We start from the raw sequence: 25,548 nt of genomic DNA on the forward strand, positions 1-25,548 counted from the left end.
GTCCGTTGCCGAGGAAGTTGTCCGTTCCCGAGGAAGGAAGCAAATACAAGAAACCCCGCAGACCGAACGATCTGCGGGGTTGTGGTGGCTCCGAGCGGCATCGATCCGCTGACCTAACGATTTTCAGTCGTTCGCTCTACCAACTGAGCTACAGAGCCAGAGAACAGTTGAAAAAACCCGGCGAACCGGGTCATTCTACCATTCCAGCGACCCCGGCCGGACTTGAACCGGTGACCTCCGCCGTGACAGGGCGGCGCTCTAACCAACTGAGCTACGGGGCCGTGTTGTCTTGTTGTTTTCAAGCAACGAGTAGATATACTACCTACATCTCGCCGTTATGCAAACTCCGGCGTGTCGCGCTGAAAATCAAGCGTTTCCAAGACATCATCGCACGTCGATCACCGTACTGTAATCGACGTTCCCGTCAGCCGCATCGAGCCAACCGGAAAGATCGCCCGGCAACTCGCCGTTCAGCCGGTAATAATCCTCCGCGTAATCGTCGAGATCATCGAAACCGTAGCACTGACCGTTCACCTCGAACGCACAGTCCGCCGGCGTACTGTCGTCGCCGAAATACGCACCGTTGCGTTCCATGTAACCGGCCGCGGCGCCCATGAACGCCACCAGCGCGACGATGGCGACCAGCAGCATCAGCGTGTTGACTGCGCCGATGATGATGCCCGCGATCGACATACCCTTACTTTTCTCGCCGGACTTGTTGATCTGGATCAGCGCCACGATCGACAGCACCAAGCCGACCGGCGCGAAGACGAACGACAGCACGAATCCGACGATGCACATCACGTTCCAGCGTTCGTTCGCCGGCATCGGATACGCGCCATACGGGTAGTACGGGCCCTGCGGATACGGCTGGCCCGGCATGGGCGGCTGAGTGCCGGTCTGGGAGTATTGGGCGGACTGTGCGGGCTGACCGAACTGGCCTGACTGTGCGGAGTCGCCGGCCTGGTATGGCGTCTGCGTGTAGTACTGCGGCGACGTATACGGCGATTGGGACGGTTGCTGTGCGTACGGGAACGGGTTGGATGACGACTGGTCCGACGCCGTCGGCTGCTGTGCGTATGCGGCGGCATCGTAGTGCGGCGTGGCGGACGCGGACGGATCGAGCGGCGGCTGCGATGCGTTCTGCGGCTGCAACACCGGCGATTGCGACGCCTGCGAGGCTTGCGATGTCTGCGATGCGGACGAGGACTGCGGTTCCGTGAAGGACTGTGACGGCGATGAGGTGGGATTGTTGTCGAATGGGGTCTGCGGCATTGCGTTGTTATCACTCATACGTTCAGTGTAGTCACGGTCACGTAACGTACGTGCGCGATGTTCTCCGACAGAGTGATCCGCATCGCACGGCGCGCGTGGCAGACCACATCCGGCCGTCTCCCTCAACGGACATACAGCCGATTACGGTACCAAAATCGGCTGTATGTCCGTTCTAAAGAGGTGAGGAGATAAAAAGACCTGGGGACATTGGAAGATTCCCAACTAGATACCAGCTACTCCGTAGACACCAACCACTCCGACCACATTCCTCTCCCCCGTACACCCGCTCCTCCTCCAACGGACATACAGCCGATTTCAGGGTACATATCGGCTGTATGTCCGTTGCGGGGATGGACGTGACGCAGGCAGGGATCATGCGGCAGCAGAAACCGTCCAAAAACAGTACCAAAACCGTACCAAACGGCATCGCGCACACGTGTCGGAATGCGAAGGGCCTTGAAATTCCGCGGAATTTCAAGGCCCTTGACGTGGTACCCCCAGAGAGAGTCGAACTCTCGTTGTCAGATTGAAAGTCTGGTGTCCTAACCGTTAGACGATGGGGGCGAACAACTCGATAGAATATACGCGAGTTAGCCCCATCGCGCAACATCGGCGTGTCGCCTTGCGGTCCAAGGAAACCACATCACCGATATGCACGCGCCATCATCTCGCGCATCCGCCCGTAATCGCGCCGCCCGGTCTCCACTCGCGCCCGACGCATCAGCCATCGCCATGACGTCTCCCCACGCTCCGTCACATACCGTTTCGTCATCCACTCGTCTTCCCCTCAACGGACATACAGCCGATAAGAACACGCAATCGGCTGTATGTCCGTTGAGGGGAAGACCGCACGGACCGACGACGGCACATAGCAGCCACACCATCGCAACGCTCCGCCACAACGAAACACCGTCACGAAGCATCACAACAACATCCCATCACATCCCAACCACACATCATCACGAAAGCAACGCCATGACCAGCACATCACATCCCGCGCCCACGCATCCGTCCTGCACGCGTCCCCGGCCTACGCATCCGACGCCCAGCCGACCGCAGCAACGCCGCCGCAAGCCACGCCGTCACACGGCGCGGTAAGTGAAGTCGTGGATCACACGACCTGCCGCCAGTCCCTTTTTCTCGAAATTGGTGAGCACGCGACCGTCGAACCGCGTGGACTCCGTGAAATCGGCGTGCGGCAGGTCGACGGCAGTCTCGGCGTTGCCCTTGCCGACGTGTGCGGTCGGCAAGCTCACGGTCAGTGTGCCAACGTTCGCAAACCCGTCAGCGTCGTCCATCACCTCGTGCACGTGCAGCGCGTAGTCCTCGATGTCGGTGGCGATGCGCCACACGCCCCCATCAGCCAACGCGCGCCGCACGTCACATGCCAGTTCCAGCTGCACGATGCGCCGCTTGTGATGCTTCATCTTCGGCCACGGATCCGGAAAGAACGTCCACACCTCGGCTGCAACGCCCGGATCGCACGCCTTGAACAGCTCGGGGGCGTTCACCTGCGCGATGCGAAGGTTCGCAAGCCCCTGCTTGCCGGCGAGCAGCAATGTATGCGCCACGCCCGGATCGTAGACCTCGAGCGCGAGGAAGTTCACGTCGGGGCGCGCCGCGGCGGCCGCGACGACGTTCTCGCCCTGTCCACTGCCGATCTCGATGATCAACGGGTGATCATTGCCCCACGTGTCGCGCACGAATCCCGCATCGAAACGGAAGTCGTCGCGCACGTCCAGCGATCCCTCGCCCGCGGTGATGTCCAGCAGATACCGGTCGGCGTACGTGTCCCACGCACGTTGCAGCCGATCGTCAAGACGCGCGGATCGACGGACGAACGAGAGCACCTTGCGACCGTACAGCGGCGGACGATCGGCGTTGACCTCGACGGACGACGCGGCTGCGGGGGCGGCGGATGGTTGATTCGTGACTTCAGACATACGTCATACGATAGCGGAACACGCGGAACGCGACAGCGAGCGGCGGCACACAACAACAGTCGGACGCGCGTCAGCCGAGCCGGGCCTCCACCCAGTCGACGATGTACGGCGCGACCTCCTTGATCTGGTCGATCGCAACCTGGAACTCATGCGGGCCGCCGTACCACGGGTCGACGAGGTCGATCTCGTCCTCGTGACCGGCCGACGGCGTCGGCAGATTCGGGTCGAAACTGCGGTACATGTGCACTTCCGGACGCTTCTCGGCTGGCAGCTGACGCAGCAGCGCGCGCATATGCGACGCGGTCATCGGCAGGAACAGATCGCTTTCGTTGATCTCCTCGCGCGTGATGCGGTGCGCGAAATGGTGCGCGGGGATCTCGTAGCCGTCCGCGCGCAGCACCCGCACGGCGCGGCGGTCGATCGGGTTGCCGTATTCCTCGTCGGACACGCCGCTGGACATGACGCGCACGCGGTCGGCGAGGCCGCGCGACTCGAATTCGGCGCGCAGGATGATCTCGGCCATCGGAGAGCGGCAGATGTTGCCGGTGCATACGGTCATGACGGTGTACAGGTGGTCTGCGGTCATCGGTTCTGCTTTCGTTGCGGTGGTACGGATGTGCGATGCGAAGGTATGGATGAGTTACGGTTGCGACGGGTCGCGACGCGTACCGTCGCGTCGGCCACGCGGGCTCACGGTCTCGCAGGTGGTCTCGCAGACTCGCGGTCTCGCGGCCGACGCCAATGGTCTCGCGGCCGACGCCGGCGCAGGTGATCAGCGCTTTTCGAAGGTGACGAAACGGTATGCCTTGATGCCCTCGGACTTGGCCGGCTTGAGCCAGTGGCTTTCGTCGGTGATGGTCCACAGCCCGGCGTCGACCAGATCGCGAATGTCCGGCGCGTACGTGTCGGCGTCGACCTGCGTCTTGAGCAGCGTAACGTACGCCTTCGACGCGAGCGGCAACGCCTCACGGAACAGCTGCGCGCCGCCGATCACCCAGATTTCGCTGCGATCCATGCCATCGTCGGGAATCGCCTCTTGACGCGCATAGTCGAGCGCATCGTCAAGGCTCTCCGCGACCGTAGCGCCGAGCGCACGATACTGCGGATCGTGCGAGACGACGATGTTGTCGCGGTTCGGCAGCGGACGGTACTTCGGATCCAGCGACTCCCAGGTCTTGCGACCCATGATCACCGGATGCGAGACGGTCAGCTCCTTGAAATGCTTCATATCCTCGGCCAGATGCCACGGCATGCCGCCTTGGAAGCCGATGGCGCCCTCACGACCTTCCTTGTCGCGCGCCTCGGCCCAGATCAGATTCACCGAGAAGGTCTTGGGGAAATCGTCACCCCAATCCTCCTCGCTCTCAAGCCCGGCGATTCCGGGCTCGAGTTCGTGATAGCCACTGCGGCTACTGTCATGCTCCATTTCACTCACTCCTTGGGTTAGGACTGGGGACAAGTGTACGGTCACACCGCGACGCGACGGCGACGACGACCGTACTACGTTGGTTGTACGACGTGATCGCGTGACGTCAGCCGGTCCCGACTGACGTCACACCGCGACCGGTGCCTTGATCGTCGGATGATGCTGGTATCCGACGATCTCGAAGTCACTGTAGTCGTAGTCGAACAGTGAGTCGGCCTTGCGAATCCTGATCTGCGGGTACGGATACGGCTCGCGGCCGAGCTGTTCGAGCACCTGGTCGATGTGGTTGTCGTAGACATGGCAGTCGCCGCCCGTCCACACAAATTCACCCGGCTGCAGACCGGCCTGCTGCGCCATCATGAGTGTGAGCAGCGAGTACGAGGCGATGTTGAACGGCACGCCGAGGAACATGTCGCACGAACGCTGGTACAGCTGGCAGCTGAGCTTGCCGTCAGCCACATAGAACTGGAACAGCGCGTGGCACGGCGGCAGCGCCATCTGGTCGACCTCGGCCGGATTCCAAGCGGTGACGATCATGCGACGCGAGTCGGGATGATGCTTGATGAGATCGAGCACGTTGCTGATCTGGTCGATGGTGCGGTTCGGATCCTCGGGCGTGGGCGCGGGCCAGCTGCGCCACTGGACGCCGTAGACCGGGCCGAGATCGCCGTTCTCGTCGGCCCACTCGTCCCAGATGTGCACGTTATGCTCCTGCAGCCAGCGCACGTTGCTGGAGCCCTTGAGGAACCACAGCAGCTCGTACGCGAGCCCTTTGAAGAACACGGTTTTGGTGGTGAGCAGCGGGAAGGTGCCATCGGACAGGTCGAAACGGATCTGCCGGCCGAACAGGGAGATCGTGCCGGTGCCGGTACGGTCGGACTTGAGCGTGCCTTCGGTCAGGATCGTGCGCACGAGATCCTCATACGGCATGGGGATGTCGGTGTCCGGGCGGGCCGGGATGCGGGTGCGGATGTCTGCAAGCTGTTCAGGTGTCAAAGCCATGCGTTCCAGCATAGCGGAGCGCGTCCCCTCACTTCCGGTGGTAACCGCAGGTTACCCACGCTTACGGGCCGTTCAGCGTGTGCTTCCTACGGATGCAGCGGGTGATTTCCTACGGAAAGACACGTGAGATTCACCAAATGCGTACATGCTCCCGCCGCCTCCCGCCGTCGACGCAAAGTCATGACCATTTGCATATGGGCGTACAGCGGAACGCGCGCGAGTGGGCTAGATTGGGAGGTGACGGACGCGACGCGATCGGCGCGGCGCGCGGACAGATGGACTCCAAGGAGGACACTATGGGCAAGCGACTGTGGGTCGAGCGCAACAAGGATGGTTCGTGGGACGCGTTCAGCGACGACGGCGCGCATATCAAGTTCGGCAAGGGCAAGGGCGTGTTCACGCCGGGCGATCTGGTGAAGATCGCGCTGGCCGGCTGCGCCGCGCTGTCCAGCCAGTTCGCGATCGAGCACACGCTCGGCGAAGGCAAGGGCGCGAAGATCGTGGTTGACGGCCAGTATGATCCGGAAGGCGACGCGTTCACCAGCTTCGACGAGCAGGTGGTCGTGGACGCGACGGACGCGAACCTGACCGATGAGGACGCCGAGAAGCTCAAGGAGCGCGTGACGCGCCACATCGACAAGGGTTGCACGGTCAAGCACACCTATGTGCAGGAGACGCCCGTGCGCATGAACGTGACGGTTCGCCGGTAAATCGCATACATAATACGCAAGTGTCTCCCCTCTGTGAGGGGAGCTGTCAGCGAAGCTGACTGAGGGGAGCAAGCGGCCATCGCCTCCTGCTCCCCTCAGTCTCACTGCGTTCGACAGCTCCCCTCGGAGAGGGGAGCCACTTTCGTTAGAACCTGTCTGCCGTCTTACTGACGATCGGGATCGATCTTCGCATCGATCTTCGCGGCGACCTCCGGCTCGGCGGTCGGCACGGCGATCTCCTCGACGCCGCTGATCTCATCCAGCGACTTGGTCGGCACTTCGGCCGGCGAGCTCGGCACCGTGTCGAGACGGCTTTCCGCAGCCTCCACGTACTTGCGCGGCACCACGTACACCGGCGTCACGGCGTGCTGCAGCAGTCCCTGGCTGGTCGAGCCGAGCAGCAGACCGGTGAAACCGCCGCGGCCGCGCGAGCCGACGACCACAACGTCATGGTTCCAACTGGCCTTGGTCAGCGCGTTCACCGCGGAACCGGGCACGACCTGCTTGTTGACCTTGAGTCCCGGATGCGCTTCGATGATCGGCTTGAGTCGCACGTCGAGATCCTCCTGATAGGACTCGATCACACCCTCCTCGCCGTCGATGCCCTGAATCTTCGGCACAGCCGAGATCACGTCGAGTTCGGCGCCCCACGTATCCGCGAACGCGGCGGCGATCTCGAGCGCCTTGAGTCCCCACTTGGATTCGTCGGAGCCGACCGCGACCTTGGTGATCGTGTTATTGAGGTGCATGAGGTTGCCGTCGTCGTCGGTGTACGGTACGACGACGATCGGGCAGTACGCGTACGCCGGCAGCGACGACGACGTGGTGCCGAGCAGGCGTTCGGCGAGGCCGCCCTTGCCACGGTTGCCGATGACGATGAGGTTGTAGTTGCGCGACAGTTCGACGAATACGGACGCCGGATCGCCGGTGACGATCAGCGTGGCTGCCTCCACGCCCTGTTCGTCGGCGATGGCTTTGGCTTTGGACAGGATCTCCTGTGCGTCGGAGTGCGCGGCGTTGTCGTCGCCCATCGCGGTGTATGTGGCGTCGAACGACACCGCGGCGTAGCTCGGCAGGGAGTACGCGCAGACGATCTGCAGCGTGAGTCCGGCATGCTTGGCGTAGTTCGCGGCCCACCATGTGGCCTTGTAGCTGGCGTGCGAACCATCGACGCCGACGAGAATGGCCTTGTCGTTGATCATGACGACCTCCTTAAGTTATTCGGCGCAACTGTGCGCCGCCCTCACCAGACAAGAATACCCGCCCGTTGCGTAAAACGCGTGTTACCCCACGCGCAAAATGTGACATAGATCGTGTAACTTCCTCCTCGCCCTTCCCCCTCAACGGACATACAGCCGTTTTCATCGTTGGAATCGGCTGTATGTCCGTTGAGGGGGAAGGTGTGAGGAAAGGTGAGAGAGCGCAGAGGTAAGGGCGAAGAGGTATCGACGCACAAACAAAAAGCAGCACCCCGGGTGAGGGTGCTGCTTTTATCAGTCAAGCGTTCGACATGCTCAGAGAACGCGACGGATGGAGTATCCGCTGGCGAACGTGGTGACGTTCACCGTGGTGATCTGCGTGCCGTCGGCGGGGTTCAGCGCATTGATGATCAGACCGCCGCCGAGATAGATGGCCGCGTGGCTGCCGTTGGCGAGGATGTCACCCGGCTTGGCGTCGGCGAGACTGGCGACCGCGGTGCCGACCGTCGCCTGCGCGCCGGACGTACGCGGCAGGCTGATGCCGAAGTGCGCGAACACATACTGCACGAAACCTGAGCAATCCCAGCCACTCGGCGTATTGCCGCCGGCGGCGTACGGATAACCGACGAACTGCGACGCGTACGCCGCCAGCGCGCTGGCGGCGGCACTGGCCGCAGAGGACGAAGACGACGAGGAATCGGCGGTCGAAGACGACGCATCCGAAGACGAGGACGACGTCGAATCGATCGACTCACGGGCCTGCGAACGGCTCGCCGCAGCAGCCTCGGCCTGAGCCTGGGCGGCGGCCGCAGCCTCCTTCTCGGCCTTCGCCTGAGCTTCCGCTTCGGCCTTCGCCTGGGCCTCGGCATCCTTCTCAGCCTGAGACTTGGTCTTCGGAACATCAAGGTTGCCGATGTCACCCCAGTCGTCGCCCTTGGCAACGGAGGTGGACGTGGATTCGGCGAGCAGATCACGCTTCACCGTCTGAACCTTGGGGAACGAGCGGGACGAGGTGACCACGGCGTTAGAGGCAGCGTCGGCTGCCTGCGCGGACGGCACCACCGCGAACAACATGCAGCCGGAAGCAATGACGGCTGTAATCACTGAACTGATACGCTTAACACTCATCGAGACACTACCGTAATACATGGTGCGGTCATGGCGCTGATTTCTTACTCAGCGCGCACATTTTCCTTCCGCTCTCTCCACCTCTCCCCAACGGACATACAGCCGATTCAGACACCGGAATCGGCTGTATGTCCGTTAGGGATGGGAGCGGCACAGGAGGGAAGATAGAGGATACCGACATCACCACCGGCCCCATCATCTCCAGCACGTACTCTTCCTACGGACATACAGCCGATTCGAGTAGGCAAATCGGCTGTATGTCCGTTGAGGGGTGGGGACGATATGACGAGTGAGCACAGTGGCAAGGAGCAGCCCGATCTCACCCGCACGCCCGACCTCACCCGCACATACCCCTTAACGGACATACAGCCGATTCGGGTAGGCAAAACGGCTGTATGTCCGTTAAGAGGTGAGCACGATATGACAAGTGAGAGCCGGCAAAGAACCGCCCTGCTTCACCCGCATATACTTCAACGGACATACAGCCGATTTGGATGGGCGAATCGGCTGTATGTCCGTTGGGCGAGGGAACTCCAGAAGAGCCGGAAACACCGGAGGGGGGAGGAAGCCGGAAGAACGTGGGCGTCAGAAGAAGGGCGATGCCGGAAGAGGGAAGAAGAAGAAAGAAGAAGAAAGAAAGACAAGAAGAGAAGGAAGGAAGACAAGAAGACGGACGAGGGAAGAACGGAAGGACCAACGCGTCAGAAGACGCGGATGATAAGGTCGGGGTTCAGGGTGCCGGCCAGCGCGACGGTGGAGCCGTTCCAGCCGCCGTGGATGGCTTGTCCGTCGCCGACGTATAGCGCGATGTGATCCCAGTGTGCACCGCCGTTCCAGCCGCCGGTGTAGCGGTAGATCAGCAAATCACCCGGCTTGGCCTCGGCAAGGCTGGAGACCTGCGTGCCGAGCGCGGCATACTGCTCGGGATAACCGTGGAAGTTGATGCCGCCGGCCGCGAGCGCCGCGCTGACGAGTGCGGTGCAGTCCATGCTCTGGCCGAGCAGCGAGTACGCCTTGGCGATGGCCGCGCCCGCGGAGCCGGATACGGTCGCCGATGATGTTCCGGCGGCGGTGCCGCTCGTTCCGGCAGATGACGAGGACGACGAGGACGTGGACGACGAAGTCGTATCGTCACCGGACATCGTGGTGCGCTGGTTGCTGCGGCTTGCGGCCTGCGACTGTGCCTCGAGCGCCGCCGCGGCTTCCGCTTCGGCCTTGGCGCGCGCCTCTTCCTCGGCTTTTGCCTTGGCCTTGGCGCGTTCGGCCTCCTGCTGCGCCTGTGATTTGGTTTTCGGCACGTCCAACGCGTCGATGTCGCCCCATTCGGCTTCATCCTCGACGTCGGTGGAGGTGTGTTCGGTGGTCAGATCCTGACGCGCCGCGGTGGAGAATGACGGGAACGAGCGCGACGACGTGACCGCCGTGGCCGTGCTCTCGGTGCCGTTGATGTCCGCATGGGCGGACGGCACGGCGAAGGTGCAGACGACTGTCATCGCAGCGACGGTCGTGATCATGGACGCGATCGTACTCTTCGAGCTCATAGTGCCGGACTGTAGCATGACGCGATCATCAGAAAACGACCATCATACGTCGTCGGACACTGCGATACAGTGCGACACGCCGAACGACACGCCGGATCAATCGCACGCAATCGAACATCACCGATCACGACCGTTCATCAGCCACATCGGGAACGTAGTAACGTAGTACAGGATACGATACGCAGCTACACGCAACGCAACACGATCACGATCAGACGCATCCCACAACGATCAGTAGTCAGCATCGATCACCGACGATCGTCACGACTCGCGACTCGCGGCAAACAGTCGATCAGTAGTGAATGAACGACAGATCGGCGGCGTCCGTAGCGCTGATCGTGCGCGTCGAGATCACGCCGAGCCCCTTGACGTTGGACTCGGAGATCTCGATGGAACCGTCCTTGTTGATCTTCTCGACGACCGCGACGTGGCCATAGTACGCGTCCGCGCCCATCTGGCCGGGCAGGAACGAAACGAGGTCACCGACGTGGCGCGGCGTCGAATCCACCCAGTAGCCCATCGTGCTGGCGGACGAGGCCCACGAGCCGCCGTTGCCGAAGTACGAGCCGACCGGCAGGCCGAGCTCGGTGCGGCGCTCGTACGCGTACCACGTGCACTGGCCCCACGGATAGGTGTTGCCGCTGTCGCCGCTCGCGTGGTTCGGGTCGAAGCCGGCAGGCAGCTGGTCGACGTCGCGTTCCAGCAGCACGGCGACCACGGAATTGTTGGCAAGCGAGCGCGACATGCTCTTCACATCGAGCGCGGAGCTGTCGCTGGATGCCTGCCAGTCGCCTTCATTGGAGGTCTGCTGGCTCTTGCCGTCGGACGACACGGTGGTGTTGGCGATCTCATCGAGCGGCGTACGGCTGTCGGAACGGGATGCGGTGACGGAGGTGACGCGCTTGAGCTGCGTCGTGGTGGTGGCCTCGTCGGCCAGCAGCGACGCGGTGTCGTCGGGATTGGCGAACGCGATGGCGCTGGCGGTGGCACCCACGAGCGCGGCCAGCGAGGCGGAAGTCATAAAAGTGGAGCGGCGTTCCGCGGCGCGGGCGGCCTCGCGCAGGGCGCGACGGGTCTGCGGGGCGACTTCGTTGAGCTTGGCGGCCAACGCGTCGTCGATGCCGAGAATGGCGCCGTTGTTGCTGACGAGCTGGGCCACGCGCACGCTACGCGCGGTGTGCGATCCTCGGCCGGAGGAGAACAGCATCTTCGACAGCTGGATACGCTGCGCCGATGCCTTGGCTGCCTTGTGGGCTCCATGCCTCATACATTCACTCCTTGCCGATTTCAAACCGTGACTGGTTCCATGACCGATGATATGAACACCACGCCATTGTCACAAAACCGCACCTTACAACGTGGCACGGTCATTCGTTCGCGCATACCGTTATATAGCGCACGCATCGCGCGCAGTATCGCGCGGCGTACACGGTTGCGCACGGCGTGTTTCTCAAAGCGGTACGATATTCCGCACACCGGACACCGCCGCACACGCCATCCGAACATGCCGTTACGCTGGGGCCATGGCCAATACTATTGTTATCCCCTCGTCCATGCTGCCCGAAGACGGTCGTTTCGGCTCCGGCCCAAGCAAGATCCGCATCGAACAGGTGCATGCGCTCGACGCCGGCGCGAAGACGCTGCTGGGCACCTCGCACCGCCAGGCGCCGGTACGCCAGCTGGTCGCATCGATCCGCGAGGGCCTGTCCGACTTCTTTCATGCCCCCGAAGGCTATGAGATCGCACTCGGCAACGGCGGCGCCAGCGCGTTCTGGGACATGGCCTGCGCCTCGCTGATCGCCCGCCGCGCCGCGTTCGGCACGTATGGTTCGTTCAGCGCGAAATTCGCCAAGTCGGCGGCTTCGGCGCCGTTCCTCGAGGCCCCGGTGCGTTACGACGGCGAGCCGGGCACCTATCGACTGCCCGAATACACCGAGGACGTGGACGCCTACTGCTGGGCGCACAACGAGACCTCCACCGGCGTGGCCGCCCCCGTGCGTCGCGTCGCCGGCAGCGTCGAACAGGACGCGATCACGCTGATCGACGGCACGTCGGCGGCCGGCGCACTGCCCGTGGATGTCAGCCAGACCGACGCCTACTACTTCTCGCCGCAGAAGGCGTTCGGCTCGGACGGCGGCCTGTGGATCGCCGTGCTCTCCCCCGCCGCGATCGAGCGTGCCGCCAGCGTCGAGCACAGCGCCACGCTCGACGGCGCACGCCGTTGGGTGCCGCCGTTCCTGTCGCTGACCACCGCGATCGAAAACTCGCGTAAGGACCAGACGCTGAACACGCCGTCCGTGGCGACGCTGATCATGCTCGAGAATCAGGTGCGTTGGCTGAACGACAACGGCGGCATGGACTGGGCGACCGCACGCTGCGCCAAGTCGGCGTCGATCATTTACGACTGGGCCGAACGTTCCGAGTACGCGCGACCGTTCGTCGCCGACCCGGACGCGCGGTCGCATGCGGTCGTCACCATCGACCTCGACGATGCGGTGAGCGCGAACCAGGTGGTCGCCGTGCTGCGCGACAACGGCATCGTGGATACGTCCGGATATCGCAAGCTCGGCCGCAACCAGCTGCGCATCGGCGTGTTCCCGTCCGTCGAACCGTCCGACGTGGCCGCGCTGACCGCGTGCGTCGACTACGTTGTCGAGCGTCTGGCCGACTGACTGGATGCCGATCACACGTCGGCCACACATCGGCCTGCAATCGCCCGATCGTCGCGTCCGAACGTCGACCGGGCGGAGGTAACGCCCTCGCGGTAAGGTGCTCACTATGAAATTCGCCCCGATCATCAACCCGGACGCCTGCCGCCCGGGACCCAAGCCCGTGCGTGTCGATCTGCGGAAAACGTTCCTGATCGGCACGTCGATATGGTGCGTGGCATTGATCGCCAGCGCGATCCTGCTGTTTCTGGATTTCCCGGTGCTGCGGCTGCTGATCGTGTGCGCGGCGGGCACGGTGATCGGCGTGATGATGCTGATCTGGGAGCATTTCGACCGTTGGGACTACCGCCGGCTGGGCGTATAGCGGACCGCCGCGGATGCACCGCGGATCAACGTTTGCGTTTGCGTTCGCCGGGAGGGCGGATCACCGCGCCAGCGGCAGTTCCAGCGTGAACGTGCTGCCACTGCCGGGGCGGCTCCACACCGTCACGTTGCCGTGATGGGCAAGCGCCACATGCTTGACGATCGCCAAACCCAACCCCACGCCCTCGCGTGACCGTGCGGTCTGGTTGGCACCGCGGTAGAACCGTTCGAAGATATGCGTCTGCTCGTCCTTGGGAATGCCGCCGCCCTGATCGATCACACGGATCAGCGTATGGTCGCCATCGTCGGACGGCGACGCGGCGACACGTACCGTACCGGACGCCGGGGAATACACGATCGCGTTGTCGATCAGCTTGGCCACAGCCGCCGTCAACTGTTCGCGATCACCATTGACGACCAGCGGCCGATCGCAGTCGGTCACGACGCTCACGCCGAACTTGCACGCACGATCGCACGTCGCATCGCACGCGTCATGCAGTAGATCGGCGACGGACAGCCGGTTCGCCGACGACGGCGCGACCGGCTCCTGCGCCTTGATCAGCAGCAGCAGATCGGACACCATACGATCCAGCCGGTCGCACGACGAGCGCACCTGATGCGCGTTCCACGCGACCTGCTCGGCGTCCAGCGCATCGTTCGCCAGAGAATCGGACAGCTGCTCCAACGCCTTCGTCGGCTCAAGCAGCTGCTCGGACACGTTGGTAATGAACGCGTCGCGCATGCCGGCGAACCGGATCGGCTCGCTCACGTCGTCGATGAGCACGACGACGAACTCGCCGACGCGGCCGACCGTCACCTTCAGCCAGTTCGGCCGTTCCACGCCCTGCACCTTGACCGAGCCGCGCGTCGCCTCCGATACACCGCCGACCAGCAGTGCATCGGGATTGTCGACCACCACCTCCGGCGCGGCCGTATGCGTGGTCAGATCGAACCGACGGCGGCCGCCGGACTCGCGCACCAGCTGGATCGCGGCGCGCACCTCGGCGTTCGCGATCGTCTCGTCGTTGACGATGCCCAGCGTATAGGCCGACGGATGCGCGCGCACCACCTCGTCATGCCGGTTGACCACCACCGTGGCATCCGGCAGCATCGCCAGCAGGGAGGACGTCGTCTCGTCAAGGTCCTCGTCCGGCTCGTCGTCGTCATCGTCGTTCCGATCGCGCAGCGTACGCCACCAGTCGGCCAGCCGCCGCATCGGCGACCGGCGTACGTCACGCATCGGATGCGAAGCGTCGCCGCGCGCGCCGTCATGCGCGTCATCCTGCGTCTTCTTCGCGTCACTTGACACAAAACGGTTGTCAAACAGCGGACGGATCAGGTCGTATATTCCAGACACCACCAACGCGACCACAGCCGCCCCCATGATGACGAACGGCACGAACACGATAATCGTCTGCATCTGTTGGGGCATGACGTCCATTCTTCCATATCCGGGCGCAGGACGGCCGCGACATGCCGTGCAGATGAATAGACGGTGAACGATTTCATGAACAGTGACTAAACGAACAGTGGCTTTTAGCTACGTTGTTGTGAAACGCCGGCACTGAATAATACACTGGTAAAGGTTGCAGAATACACCATGAAAGGGTAGACAATGCGCGTTATTTTTAATGAGGAGATGAAGGCGGTTGCCGACGATCTCGACCACATGGCGCAGGATGTGCGCAACGCGATCCGCAAGGCCGGCGACGCCCTGCTCAAGTCCGATGTCGAAGCCGCACAGGCGGTCATCGATGGCGATGCCGAAATCGACGCCCTCGAAGCCAGCGTCATCGATCAGTGCGTGAAGCTGCTGGCCAAGCAGACCCCGGTCGCCACCGATCTGCGCGTGGTCGTCTCCACGCTGCGTCTGGCCGCGACGTTCGAGCGCATGGGCGATCTCGCCCGTCACATCGCCGAAACGGCACGCCGCTCTTACCCGGAGTCGCCGCTGCCGGACAACGCCAAGGAGCTGTTCTGCGAGATGCAGGCCTTCCTTGACGAGACTTCCGACAACGTGGTGGCGATGCTCGCCGACCGCGACGCGAAGATCGCCGACCGCATCATCCGCAACGACGACAAGCTCGACGCGTTGCATCACAAGACCTTTGAGCTGGCGCTGTCGGAGAACTGGAACGGCAACAACCAGCAGCTCATCGACGTGGTGCTGCTCGGCCGCTTCATGGAGCGCATCGGTGACCACGCCGTGTCCGCCGCGCGCCGCGTGGTGTTCATCGTCTCCGGCTTCGATCCGAGCAAGGAGCCGACGCTCGACGAGGACGGCGCCGTCGACTGATCCGACTGCCGACTGTGCATGCCGGTAAGGGGGACTTCCTAGGGAAGTTCCCCTTTTTGTTGCCTTGACTGCCGTTCTGGCTGTATGAATCGTCACTCTGTGCGCGCAATCATGACGTCGGCGCGCACGGAGTGATGATTCGGGTACGTAAATCGTCACTGAGTGCGCGCACGCTTGGTGATTGCGCGCACTGGGTGATGGTTCCGCACGATTCATGATGATTCATGATGATTCATGACGATTGCGTGGTGTCAGCGCCGCGCTCGGCGGATCGGATGATCGATACCTACCTACGAAAAAAGCCTCCCTTGCGGGAGGCTTTGCTATCGATGAACCGATATCGGATCAGATCACTTCTGGCCCTGGGCGGCGACGGCGGCGGCACCGGCGGCGGCGGCCTCCGGGTCGAGGTACTCGCCACGCGGCTTGACCGGCTTGAAGTCGTCGTCAAGCTCGTACAGCAGCGGGATGGCGGTCGGGATGTTGACCTTGGCGATCTCTTCCTCGGTCAGGTTGTCGAGCATCTTGACAATGGCACGCAGCGAGTTGCCGTGGGCGGCGATCAGGACAGTCTTGCCGGCCTTGAGCTGCGGCTCGATGTCGGACTTGAAGTACGGCTCGACGCGCTTGACGACGTCCGCCAGGCACTCGGCTTCCGGAACCGGATCGCCGGTGTAGCGCGGATCGTGGTTCTGCGCATACTGGTCGTTCGGGTCGATCTCGGGCGGCGGGGTCGCGTAGGAACGACGCCACAGCATGAACTTCTCGTCGCCGTACTCCTCGCGGATCTCGGTCTTGTTCTTGCCCTGCAGGGCGCCATAGTGGCGCTCGTTGAGACGCCAGCTGCGCTCGACCGGGATCCACAGACGATCCGCGGCGTCCAGCGCGATGTTGGCGGTGTTGATCGCACGACGCAGCAGCGAGGTGAAGACGATGTCCGGCAGGACGTTCTTCTCCTTGAGCAGCTCGCCGCCGCGCTTGGCTTCGGCCTCACCCTGCTCGGTCAGCGGGACGTCGACCCAGCCGGTGAACTGATTGGTTTTGTTCCATGCGCTCTGTCCATGACGGAGCAGTACTAGTTTGTAAGTCATACGGCCCAGTCTACCGCCCCGAGCGGCCAGACACGAGCGTTTGTCTGAAAAACGGGCGATCCGTGCCGGGCAGAACGGTCATCGGTGCGGTCAGCGCGATCACAAGGTAGGTCAGATGCCGGACGCGATCGTGCTGACCACGATCAGCGCCGCGAAGAACAGCGTCTGGTAGCCGGCATCCGCAAGCGCCCAGCGATAATCATGCCGTTCGATACTGCGCAGGATCCGCAGCGGCACGACGATGCCGGAGATCGCCAAGATCACGCCCCACGGCCACCACAGCACGGCGACGATCGCGAGCGACAACAGCAGCTCGACCACCACGCACACGGTCAGCGCGATGCGCGCGCCCCGCTCCCCCAGCCGTACGGCCAGCGTGCGTTTGCCGTGTCGTTCATCCTCGTTGATATCGCGCAGATTGTTGACCATGAGCAGCAACATCGCGTTGAGGCCGCAACATACGGCCGCAAGCACGCCCATCAGGTCGATCGTGCCGGCGAGCGCGTATTCGGTGCCGAGCACGGCCGCCAATCCGAAGAACAGGAACACGCCAAGCTCGCCGAATCCCGCGTAACCATAGGGATGATTGCCGCCGGTGTAGAACCAGCCGGCGAGGAGGCTGAGTACGCCGACCGCGAACAGCCACCATGCGTGCGCGATGAGGATCGCGATAAGTCCGGCGACGCATGCGATCCCGGCGGCGATGCCGGCGGCGGCGAGGACCTGCTTCGGCGGCACGCCGGAAGCGACGAGTCGCTGCGGTTTGGCGGTCGATTGACGATGCGGTTCGGTTGACGATGACGAGATGGACTGCGGTGCGGACGATTCGGGGACCGACCGGCCGTCGTCGGTGCCACGGATGCCGTCGGAGTAGTCGTTGGCGAAGTTGACGGCGATCTGCAAGCACAGCGCAACGACCGCGCACAGGATGGAGACCGGCCAGAAGCGGCCCGTCAGCTCGCCCAGCAGCGCACGGTTCGCCACACATTTCGCTGGCACCGGGTAGATCAGGATGCAGATGTTGAGCGTCTGGATATGGTTCCACGCGCAGGCCGCACCCACCATCACCGGCGCGATGCTCGCCGGCAGTGTGCGCGGCCGTGTGCCCGCCAGCCACAGTTTCCGATCGACGGCCATACTTGACCCCCTCTATGACAGTGGCTCCCCTGCGAGGGGAGCCACGGATGATGCTACGTCAGCCTTAGTTCAGCGCGATCGGCTTGACGAGCGGGAACGTGATCGTCTCACGGATCGTCGCGCCGGTCAGGGCGATGAGCAGTCGGTCGATGCCCATGCCCATGCCACCGGCCGGCGGCATGCCCACGCCGAGCGCCTCGAGGAAGTCCTCATCGATGTCACAGGCCTCCTCGTCGCCCGCCATCGCGTCCTTGGCCTGCGCGACGAAACGCTCGCGCTGCACGACCGGGTCGTTGAGCTCGGAGTAGCCGGTGGCCAGCTCGAAGCCGCGCACGTAGAGGTCCCACTTCTCGACCACGCCCGGCTTGGAGCGGTGGCCCTTGACGAGCGGGCTGGTCTCGACCGGGAAGTCACGCACGAAGGTCGGCTCGTACAGCTTGTCCTCGTAGAAGTGCTCCCACAGGTGCTCAACGAGCTTGCCATGGTTCTCCACATCGTCGCGTTCCACGCCGAGCTTATCGGCGATCGCGCCGAGGTGCTCGACGGACGTGCCCGGGTGGTCCGGGCCGCCGTTCGGCACGATCTCCTCGCCGAGCGCCTCAGACAGGGAGTCGTACATGCTGATCTGCTTCCATTCGCCGCCGAAGTCATATTCGGTGCCGTCGAGCAGCGTGACCTTGTGCGAACCGAACACGTCCATCGCGGTCTTCTGCACGAGCTCCTTGACGAGACGGCCGATGGTGTCGTACGTGCCGTACGCCTGGTACGCCTCGACCATGGTGAACTCGGGCGCATGCGTCGCGTCGACGCCCTCGTTGCGGAAGTCACGGTTGATCTCGAACACGCGGTCGATGCCGCCGACGAGGCAGCGCTTGAGGAACAGTTCCGGAGCGATGCGCAGGTACAGATCAAGGTCGAACGCGTTCATGTGCGTGGTGAACGGGCGGGCCGCGGCACCGCCGTGCACGGTCTGCAGCATCGGCGTCTCGACCTCGATGAAGTCGTGGTCGTCGAACGTGCGGCGCAGCGAGGCGACGGCCTTGGAACGGTTGCGCACCATGTTGCGGATCTTCTCGTCCGCGATCATGCCGATGTACGGCTTGCGGGTGCGGGTGTCCTCGTTGAGGTCCTTGTGCAGCGCCGGCAACGGCTGCAGGGCCTTCGCGGCGATCGCCCATTCGGTCGCGAACACCGACAGCTCACCGGTCTTCGACACGATCACACGGCCGCGGAGGTACAGGTGGTCGCCGAGATCGACAAGCTGCTTGAACTGCTTGAGCGAGTCCGCGCCGATCTCCTTCTTCGAGATCATGCCCTGGATCTTCGTGCCGTCGCCGGCCGACAGCTGCACGAAGCACAGGCCGCCCGCATTGCGCAGGAACAGCACACGGCCGGCGATGCCGACCATGTCCTCGGTCTCCTGACCGGGCTCGAGCTTGCCGTCGTACTGGGCACGGACCTCCTCGATGGTGTGGTCCACGTCGAGATGCACCGGGTACGGCGCAATGCCGGCGTCAAGCATCATCGCACGCTTGGCGACACGCATCTGCACCTGCTCGGGGTGCGCAAGCGGACCGAACTCCTTGTTCGACGGATCGACCGCCTCATCCAGCGTCGCACCGGACTTGATCTTCGCGGCGATCGTCTCATCCTGCTTGAGCAGCATCTCGGCGCGCTCGACCGTGGTCATCGCGGGCGCGACGGTTTCTTCCTCGTTTGCTTGGGATTCTTGGGTTTCACACATAACGTCTCAGTGTAGCGGCCGGGTTATACTGCACGGCCACGGAACGCGACACGCCGAAGTTTGACTCCCGACCGTCAGCATGTAATATAGCGGACGTTGCCAAACGGGCTGTAGCGCAGCTTGGTAGCGCGCTTCGTTCGGGACGAAGAGGCCGCGGGTTCAAATCCCGCCAGCCCGACTGCAATAAGGGAATCATCGAGTATTCGGTGGTTCCCTTTTTTCGTTGCATGCACGAGAAGGAACCGAAGGAAGATCAGAGGCGACATGAAGAAGAGTCTACTTGCGTTGGCGTCAGGTGCGTTCATCCTGGGCGCGGCCGAGTTCGTGATGATGGGCATCCTGCCCCAGGCCGCCGCCGCGATGCGCGTCGACATCCCGACCGCCGGCCATTTCATCTCCGCGTACGCGATCGGCGTGTGCGTCGGCACGCTCATCCTCGTGTTCGGCCGCAAGACGCCGCCCAGGAACCTCATCATCCTGTTCATGCTCATCGCGCTCGCCGGCAACCTGCTGAGCGCGTGCTCCATAAGCGCGCCGATGCTGATCGCGGCCCGGTTCATCTCCGGCCTGCCGCACGGCGCGTTCTTCGGCACCGCCACGCTCATCGCCAAGACCCTGGCCGACAAGGGCAGGGAGGCGCAGTCCGTCTCGATGATGGTGACCGGGCAGACCGTCGCCAACATGCTCGGCGTGCCGGCCGGCACCCTGATGGCCGAGTTCCTCTCCTGGCGTCTCGCGTTCGCCGTCCTCGCCGCATGGGCCCTGATGACGATCCTGCTGGTCGCCGCGTGGGTCCCGTTCGTCGCGCCGATCAGGGACGCAGGCATCAAGGGACAGTTCCGCTTCCTGTCCAAGCCCGGCCCGTGGGTGATTCTCGCGGCCGTGTTCACCGGCAACGCGGGCGTGTTCTGCTGGTGGAGCTACGTCTCGCCGTGGCTGCAGAAGACCGGCGGCTGGCCTGCTTCGCTGGTGCCGGTGCTCATGATGCTCGCCGGATTCGGCATGGTCGTCGGCGGCCTGATCGGCGGGCGGGTCACCGACCGGTGGCGCCACGCCGGCACCGCGGCGCTCGGCCAGGCAATCTCGTGCGCCGGCCTGGTCATGGTGCTGCTGCTGCCGGGCGACCGGTTCACGACCGGACTGCTCACGTTCTGGATCGCGTTCGGCCTGTTCTTCATCTCCGCGCCCCAGCAGCTGCTCATGACCGAGGCCGGCCAGGGCGGCGGCGAGCTGATCGCGGGCGCGGCCGTGCAGGTCGCGTTCAACTTCGGCAACGCGGTCGGTTCGATGGTCGGCGGCGCGATGCTCACCACGTTCGCGATGGACTACCGGTTCACCGGCCTCGGCGGCATTCCGCTGGCGTTGCTCGCCGTGGGGTTGCTCGCGTTCTATTCCATCCGTTGCGAGACGCACACCGACGCCGCGGCCCGCATGCGCGAGATCCACGTCTGAACCACCCACCCCTAACGGACATACAGCCGATACAAGCACACAAAACGGCAGTATGTCCGTAAGGGAGCAAGGCGCGAAACGGGCAACAGGGACGCTGTCGGCGATATCACGGCTGCGCCGGCCGCATTCCGCCGCACCGGCCCGTACACTGGATGACAGTGAACCGGCAAGGAGGCGCACATGGACGACGACGAACTGCTCAAACGACTGGAGGCGTTCGGCGCAGCGATCGACAACGCGAAGGGATACGCGAACGCTGACGACGAGATCAACGAGTCAAACGCGCCCGGCGACCAGTCCGTCATCAGTACAGCCGGCACAGTCACCAGCCAATCAGCCGCCAATCCGTCAGCCACCGGCCAAGTAGTCACTGATCCGTCAGCCACCGACCAATCGTCCGAGTCCGACACCGACCAACCCGCCACCTTCGACGTCAACGCGTTCCTCGCCGGACTCGACGCGATCTTCGACGCGCATGAGGCCGCAACGAAAGCCGGCCCGTACCTCGAACAGGCGGCCGTAGACGCGGAGAACGCCGACGACGACGCCGGTCTGCTCACCGTACTCAACGAAACGATGGGCTTCTATCGGTCGCAGGGCAAGCACCAGGAGAACCAGTGGGTCATTCAGCGCGCGCTCGAGCTCGCCGCGAAAATGCGCATCGAAGGCACCGACGCGTGGACGACCACGCTCATCAACGCGGCGACCGGCCAACGCGCGGCCGGCAACTACGATCAGGCCGAGGATCTGTATCATATGGCGCTCGACTCGGCCGCCCGCACCCTCTCCCCCACCGACCGTCGTCTCGCCGCGCTCCACAACAACCTGTCGATGGTCTACAGCGAAACGCATCGCAACGATCAGGCCGAAACCGAACTGCGCACGGCCCTGCGCATCCTCGAGGAATCCAGTCCGAACGCGGACGCCGATCTCGACGTCGCGTCCACGCATACGAATCTTGCGCTGGTACTGCTGTCCGAACACAAACTCGACGACGCCGACCGTCATGCGGCCCGCGCGCTGGAGATCTATCGCACCGGTCATCTCGAGCACAGCGCGCATTACGCGTCCGCGCTGGCCGGCTATGCGCAGGTGCGGTTCGCGGCGGGCGATTACGCGCGGGCCGTGCGGCTGTACCGACAGTCGCTCGCCGTGATCGAGGAATGCTACGGACGCGACACCGATTACTACCGCATCACCGAGGAGAATCTCACGCAGGCCGAGGATGCGGCGCGGCAGGCCGGGATCGATCTCGGCACGGAAGCCGCCGACGGCAACAGCAACGCCAACGACGCCGATCATCACACCCCCGCGTCGCAACTACAGCCACACGAACAACCGCAATCGTCGCCGCAATCGTCGCCCGCCGCCCCACGTTCCGACCGTCCGCGCATGTCCGGCCTCAAGCTGGCGCGCGCGTACTGGGAAACGTACGGCAAGCCGATGATTGCCGAGCGATACCCGCAGTATCAGGGCCGTATCGCGACGGGACTCGTCGGCCACGGCTCGGAATGTTACGGGTTCGACGACGCGATTTCGCAGGATCATGATTTCGGCCCGCGGTTTTGCCTGTGGCTCACCGCCGAGGATTACGCGGCGATCGGCGCGCAGCTGCAGGCCGATTACGACGCGTTGCCGCGCGAATTCATGGGCTATGTGCGGGCCGATGCGGCGAACGGTTCGGCAACGCCGCGTGCGCAGGGTGCCGGTCGGCGCGACGGCGTGTTCGCGATCGGTGATTTCTTTGCGTCGATCACCGGGTATCGTGAGGCGCCGGGCGACGATCGTCCGCACGAATGGCTGATGTTGGACGAGTCGACGCTGGCCGCGGCGACGAACGGCACGGTGTTTGCCGATCCGTTGGGCAAGTTTTCGGCCGCCCGGCAGGCGTTTACGTTCATGCCGGACGACGTGCGGCTGTCGTTGATTTCACGGCGACTCGGCATGATGGCGCAGGCCGGGCAATACAATGTGCCGCGCATGCTGGAGCGCGGCGACGGCGCGGCCGCGTGGCTGTCGATCGGCGAGTTCGTGGATGCGGCCGCGTCGCTGGTGTTTCTGTTGAACGGCCCGGTGACGGTGGGATACCTGCCGTATTACAAGTGGCGGTTCGCGGCGTTGCGGCGGCTGAGCGCGCGCGTGGCGACGCGATTGGCGGATGTGGGCGACCAGCTGGAGACGCTGCTGCGGCTGAGTTCAGCGGCGTGTTACGGCGGCGCCGGATTCGGCGAGGGCGGACGCGGCGCGGCTCCCGCGGCGGCGCAGATCACGCAGACGATCGACCATATCTGCGCCGAGGTCGTGACCGAACTGCGGCGGGAGGGATTGACCCGCAGCGACGAGACGTTCCTCGAATGGCAGCGTCCGTATGTCGAGGAGCATATCCGCGGCGATGCAGCCTGCCTGCGTTCACTGTAAGGATCGGAGATCGACATGACCGATATGACCGACAATGGCAACGACGCAAGCAACACCGCGCTGATCGAACGCATCGTCCGCCGCGAATGGGACCAGTTCCAGCGCACCAACAACGAGGGCGGCCGCGCTGCATGCCAAGGCAACTGGCCGGTGTTCAACCAGATGCGCACGAGCCAGTTCCTCACATGGCCCGAACCGCTGCTGACCAGTTATCTCGATGATCTGACCGAGGCCGATCGGGTCGGGCGCAATCTCGTCACCGAGAAATACGGGCGCATGATGGCGTCCACGGCACCGGCCGAATACCGGACGAACATCGAACCGTACATTCCGCGGCTGTCCGGTGACCGGATCGCCGAGCAGGAGCGGATCATCGCCACGCAGGTCGCGTGGGCGGCGGATTTTCGCGCGCGGTATCCGAAACTCGGCATGGCGATGCGCGTACTCACCACCGCCGAGGATACGGCGGAGGCCACGTCGTTCGAAACGTATCTGCGCGGCGAGCTCGGTACGTATTCCGATGCGACGCTGATGTTGTATGGACGGATGATCGACGATTATACGACCGCCGGCCGTAATCTCACCGAGGATACGATTCGCGCGACCGTACGACTCGGCGGCTTCGCCGACCTCGCCGAAGCCGAGGCCGCACAGTAGCGTAACGATGTCACGGCGTCCCGTCCTTGTGGCGGCCCACCCCGCCCAACGGACATACAGCCGATTACAAGGCAAAATCGGCTGTATGTCCGTTGAAGGGAAGAGCGCATAACCGGTGGAACGGTCTGGCGGCGAGACGTTCCAGTGTGCAGACGTTCCTAATACGTCACTCTCCTTCCCTTCAACGGACATACAGACGATTCGGGGACGAAAACGGCTGTATGTCCGTTGAAGGGAAGGGGCTGCAAGTGTCAGGAACGCTTCTGACACCATGCGCCGCCACCCTTCACGGACATACAGCCGTTTTCAGGCCCCGAATCGGCTGTATGTCCGTCAGGAGTCACGGCTTGCGGGAACGGACCATGGAGGCGAGCGCCCAGATCACGGCGACCAGCACCATCAATCCGCCGAACACCGCGAATCCGACGGCCGCGAACACGCGCGGATCGGTCGTCCACGTCCACGACGCCATCCACGAGATCGGGAAGTACCAACCGAAGACCACGCCCGCGACGCCCAGCACCAGCACACACACGCCCAATACGATCGTAGCGACGCTCGGCCCGGTTTTCCGTATGACCGTCGGCGCGACCGGCTGCGGATCAGATTGCGGCGGCGCCGTATACAACGGGATCTGCGACGGCGGCACGGCAGTGTCAGCGTCTGCGCCCACACCGGCATCAGCGGCACGATCGTCGGCCATGCCTGAGTCATCACCGATGCCGGCATGCGCATACGCATGATCCGCACTATCACCGGCACGCACTGCAGCATCACCGTTCGCCTCGGCAGAATCATCCGCACCGGCATCGTCGTGCATCTCCGCCACATCGGCGTCACCGGTGGTGCCGGTGTCGTCCGTCGCGGACGGCAACACCGCCGAATCATCCACATCGTCACCCGCATGGGTCTCGCCATCCACACCAGCCGCCGGAGACAGGATCACGGTGTCCGCCGCGCCACGGTCGGGCACGGACGGCAGCATCGCCGTTTCGGCCGTGCCCCGATCCTCAACAGCCGGCAGCATAGTCGTCGTGCCGTCATCCACGGCATGCAACGCCGCCGTCTCGCCACTCATCGCAACCGTCGCCACGGTATCGTCCGCAACCGGCAGCGCCGTTGTCGGCGCAGCTGGCAACGCAGTCGTATCGCCGACGGTCAACGTTGTGGTCGCTGCCGTGTTGTCCGCGACCGGCAACGCCGTCGTGGTCGCGGCGTCATGCGCGACCGGCAGCGCAATCGTCGGCGCGGTCGGCAACACGGTCGTCACCGGTACATCAACCGCGTGATCGCTCACCGGCGCACTGGACGCATCCGCCGGTCCGTCGGCCGCCGCTGCGCCCGTGTCCGAACTCATCGGCACATCAGCCGCTACGGTCATCGGTACGGTCTGACCGATGTGATCAGCCGGAGCCATCTGATCGGCCTGATCGCCCTGCTCAATCCGTCCGTCACGCTGTTCGTTCGTCATCGTCACTCCTTTAGTACGTCATATAT

General features: G+C 63.8%; 21 protein-coding genes and 4 tRNA genes. 8 read left to right on the top strand and 17 right to left on the bottom strand.

All coding sequences use genetic code 11. From position 1 onward, the window contains the following. Positions 1-82 precede the first annotated feature (82 nt). The 8 genes from DSM100688_RS05940 to DSM100688_RS05975 all read right to left on the bottom strand — a co-directional run bounded on the left by DSM100688_RS05940 (position 83) and on the right by DSM100688_RS05975 (position 5,574). Positions 83-158 (bottom strand) — tRNA-Phe (locus DSM100688_RS05940). Between the two features lie 49 nt (positions 159-207). Beyond that, positions 208-281, bottom strand: a tRNA-Asp gene (locus tag DSM100688_RS05945). Between the two features lie 103 nt (positions 282-384). Further along, the gene (locus DSM100688_RS12065) at positions 385-1,293 is read right to left on the bottom strand and encodes a DUF4190 domain-containing protein (RefSeq protein WP_239519388.1); all 909 of its coding nucleotides are present in this window, start codon (positions 1,291-1,293) and stop codon (positions 385-387) included. 471 nt (positions 1,294-1,764) lie between these two features. Continuing rightward, a tRNA-Glu gene (locus tag DSM100688_RS05955) sits at positions 1,765-1,839 on the bottom strand. A 518-nt stretch (positions 1,840-2,357) separates the two neighbouring features. Next, positions 2,358-3,218 carry a tRNA (guanosine(46)-N7)-methyltransferase TrmB gene (trmB, locus tag DSM100688_RS05960; RefSeq protein ID WP_152358223.1) on the bottom strand — a complete coding sequence of 287 codons (861 nt, stop codon included), beginning with the start codon at positions 3,216-3,218 and terminating at the stop codon, positions 2,358-2,360. Between the two features lie 70 nt (positions 3,219-3,288). Further along, positions 3,289-3,804 carry a low molecular weight protein-tyrosine-phosphatase gene (locus tag DSM100688_RS05965; RefSeq protein ID WP_152358224.1) on the bottom strand — a complete coding sequence of 172 codons (516 nt, stop codon included), beginning with the start codon at positions 3,802-3,804 and terminating at the stop codon, positions 3,289-3,291. 186 nt (positions 3,805-3,990) lie between these two features. Further along, the gene (locus tag DSM100688_RS05970; RefSeq protein WP_152358225.1) at positions 3,991-4,644 is read right to left on the bottom strand and encodes a dihydrofolate reductase; all 654 of its coding nucleotides are present in this window, start codon (positions 4,642-4,644) and stop codon (positions 3,991-3,993) included. A 126-nt stretch (positions 4,645-4,770) separates the two neighbouring features. Next, positions 4,771-5,574, bottom strand: coding sequence for a thymidylate synthase (locus DSM100688_RS05975; protein ID WP_204316699.1), 804 nt, complete (start codon positions 5,572-5,574; stop codon positions 4,771-4,773). Between the two features lie 368 nt (positions 5,575-5,942). On the opposite strand from DSM100688_RS05975, the gene DSM100688_RS05980 reads away from it, so the two are divergent. Continuing rightward, positions 5,943-6,356, top strand: a complete 414-nt coding sequence (locus DSM100688_RS05980; RefSeq protein ID WP_152358284.1) for an OsmC family protein — start codon at positions 5,943-5,945, stop codon at positions 6,354-6,356. A gap of 164 nt (positions 6,357-6,520) precedes the next feature. Here DSM100688_RS05980 and DSM100688_RS05985 read toward each other — a convergent pair whose 3' ends face one another. From DSM100688_RS05985 to DSM100688_RS06000, 4 genes are all read right to left on the bottom strand, one after another. Beyond that, positions 6,521-7,558 carry a universal stress protein gene (locus DSM100688_RS05985; RefSeq protein WP_152358227.1) on the bottom strand — a complete coding sequence of 346 codons (1,038 nt, stop codon included), beginning with the start codon at positions 7,556-7,558 and terminating at the stop codon, positions 6,521-6,523. Positions 7,559-7,870: 312 nt separating this feature from the next. Then, positions 7,871-8,683: a C40 family peptidase gene (locus DSM100688_RS05990; protein WP_152358228.1), complete on the bottom strand. Its 813-nt coding sequence runs from the start codon at positions 8,681-8,683 to the stop codon at positions 7,871-7,873. A 701-nt stretch (positions 8,684-9,384) separates the two neighbouring features. Further along, a complete protein-coding gene (locus DSM100688_RS05995; protein WP_152358229.1) occupies positions 9,385-10,224 on the bottom strand; it encodes an NlpC/P60 family protein in 840 nt (279 codons plus the stop codon). Between the two features lie 292 nt (positions 10,225-10,516). Then, entirely contained in the window at positions 10,517-11,491 is a 975-nt protein-coding gene (locus DSM100688_RS06000) for a CHAP domain-containing protein (protein ID WP_152358230.1), read from the bottom strand. A 256-nt stretch (positions 11,492-11,747) separates the two neighbouring features. On the opposite strand from DSM100688_RS06000, the gene serC reads away from it, so the two are divergent. Together serC and DSM100688_RS06010 are read left to right on the top strand one after the other, a co-directional pair. Continuing rightward, positions 11,748-12,896 carry a phosphoserine transaminase gene (gene serC, locus DSM100688_RS06005; RefSeq protein WP_152358231.1) on the top strand — a complete coding sequence of 383 codons (1,149 nt, stop codon included), beginning with the start codon at positions 11,748-11,750 and terminating at the stop codon, positions 12,894-12,896. A gap of 106 nt (positions 12,897-13,002) precedes the next feature. Beyond that, the gene (locus DSM100688_RS06010) at positions 13,003-13,257 is read left to right on the top strand and encodes a hypothetical protein (protein ID WP_152358232.1); all 255 of its coding nucleotides are present in this window, start codon (positions 13,003-13,005) and stop codon (positions 13,255-13,257) included. A 60-nt stretch (positions 13,258-13,317) separates the two neighbouring features. Here DSM100688_RS06010 and DSM100688_RS06015 read toward each other — a convergent pair whose 3' ends face one another. Further along, positions 13,318-14,688, bottom strand: coding sequence for a sensor histidine kinase (locus tag DSM100688_RS06015; RefSeq protein ID WP_239519389.1), 1,371 nt, complete (start codon positions 14,686-14,688; stop codon positions 13,318-13,320). Between the two features lie 183 nt (positions 14,689-14,871). Here DSM100688_RS06015 and phoU point away from each other — a divergent pair, with 183 nt between their 5' ends. Continuing rightward, positions 14,872-15,552: a phosphate signaling complex protein PhoU gene (phoU, locus tag DSM100688_RS06020; protein ID WP_152358233.1), complete on the top strand. Its 681-nt coding sequence runs from the start codon at positions 14,872-14,874 to the stop codon at positions 15,550-15,552. Between the two features lie 350 nt (positions 15,553-15,902). Here phoU and DSM100688_RS06025 read toward each other — a convergent pair whose 3' ends face one another. From DSM100688_RS06025 to lysS, 3 genes are all read right to left on the bottom strand, one after another. Then, positions 15,903-16,643, bottom strand: a complete 741-nt coding sequence (locus DSM100688_RS06025) for a phosphoglyceromutase (protein WP_152358234.1) — start codon at positions 16,641-16,643, stop codon at positions 15,903-15,905. A gap of 111 nt (positions 16,644-16,754) precedes the next feature. Continuing rightward, positions 16,755-17,780 (bottom strand): 1,4-dihydroxy-2-naphthoate octaprenyltransferase, encoded by a 1,026-nt coding sequence (gene menA, locus DSM100688_RS06030; protein WP_152358235.1) that lies wholly within the window; start codon positions 17,778-17,780, stop codon positions 16,755-16,757. Positions 17,781-17,844: 64 nt separating this feature from the next. Next, the gene (gene lysS, locus DSM100688_RS06035; RefSeq protein WP_152358236.1) at positions 17,845-19,524 is read right to left on the bottom strand and encodes a lysine--tRNA ligase; all 1,680 of its coding nucleotides are present in this window, start codon (positions 19,522-19,524) and stop codon (positions 17,845-17,847) included. A 104-nt stretch (positions 19,525-19,628) separates the two neighbouring features. On the opposite strand from lysS, the gene DSM100688_RS06040 reads away from it, so the two are divergent. The 4 genes from DSM100688_RS06040 (at position 19,629) to DSM100688_RS06055 (ending at position 24,051) form a co-directional block, all read left to right on the top strand. Further along, positions 19,629-19,702 (top strand) — tRNA-Pro (locus tag DSM100688_RS06040). 86 nt (positions 19,703-19,788) lie between these two features. Beyond that, positions 19,789-20,976, top strand: a complete 1,188-nt coding sequence (locus DSM100688_RS06045) for an MFS transporter (RefSeq protein ID WP_152358237.1) — start codon at positions 19,789-19,791, stop codon at positions 20,974-20,976. Positions 20,977-21,156: 180 nt separating this feature from the next. Beyond that, on the top strand, positions 21,157-23,394 hold the full coding sequence (locus tag DSM100688_RS06050) for a DUF4037 domain-containing protein (RefSeq protein WP_152358238.1): 2,238 nt from the start codon (positions 21,157-21,159) through the stop codon (positions 23,392-23,394). 24 nt (positions 23,395-23,418) lie between these two features. After that, positions 23,419-24,051, top strand: coding sequence for a DUF4125 family protein (locus tag DSM100688_RS06055; RefSeq protein WP_152358286.1), 633 nt, complete (start codon positions 23,419-23,421; stop codon positions 24,049-24,051). A gap of 340 nt (positions 24,052-24,391) precedes the next feature. Here DSM100688_RS06055 and DSM100688_RS06060 read toward each other — a convergent pair whose 3' ends face one another. Continuing rightward, on the bottom strand, positions 24,392-25,522 hold the full coding sequence (locus DSM100688_RS06060; RefSeq protein WP_152358239.1) for a hypothetical protein: 1,131 nt from the start codon (positions 25,520-25,522) through the stop codon (positions 24,392-24,394). Positions 25,523-25,548 lie beyond the last annotated feature (26 nt).

It is taken from the genome of Bifidobacterium ramosum (assembly GCF_009299505.1).
In the GTDB taxonomy this organism is placed as follows: domain Bacteria; phylum Actinomycetota; class Actinomycetes; order Actinomycetales; family Bifidobacteriaceae; genus Bifidobacterium; species Bifidobacterium ramosum.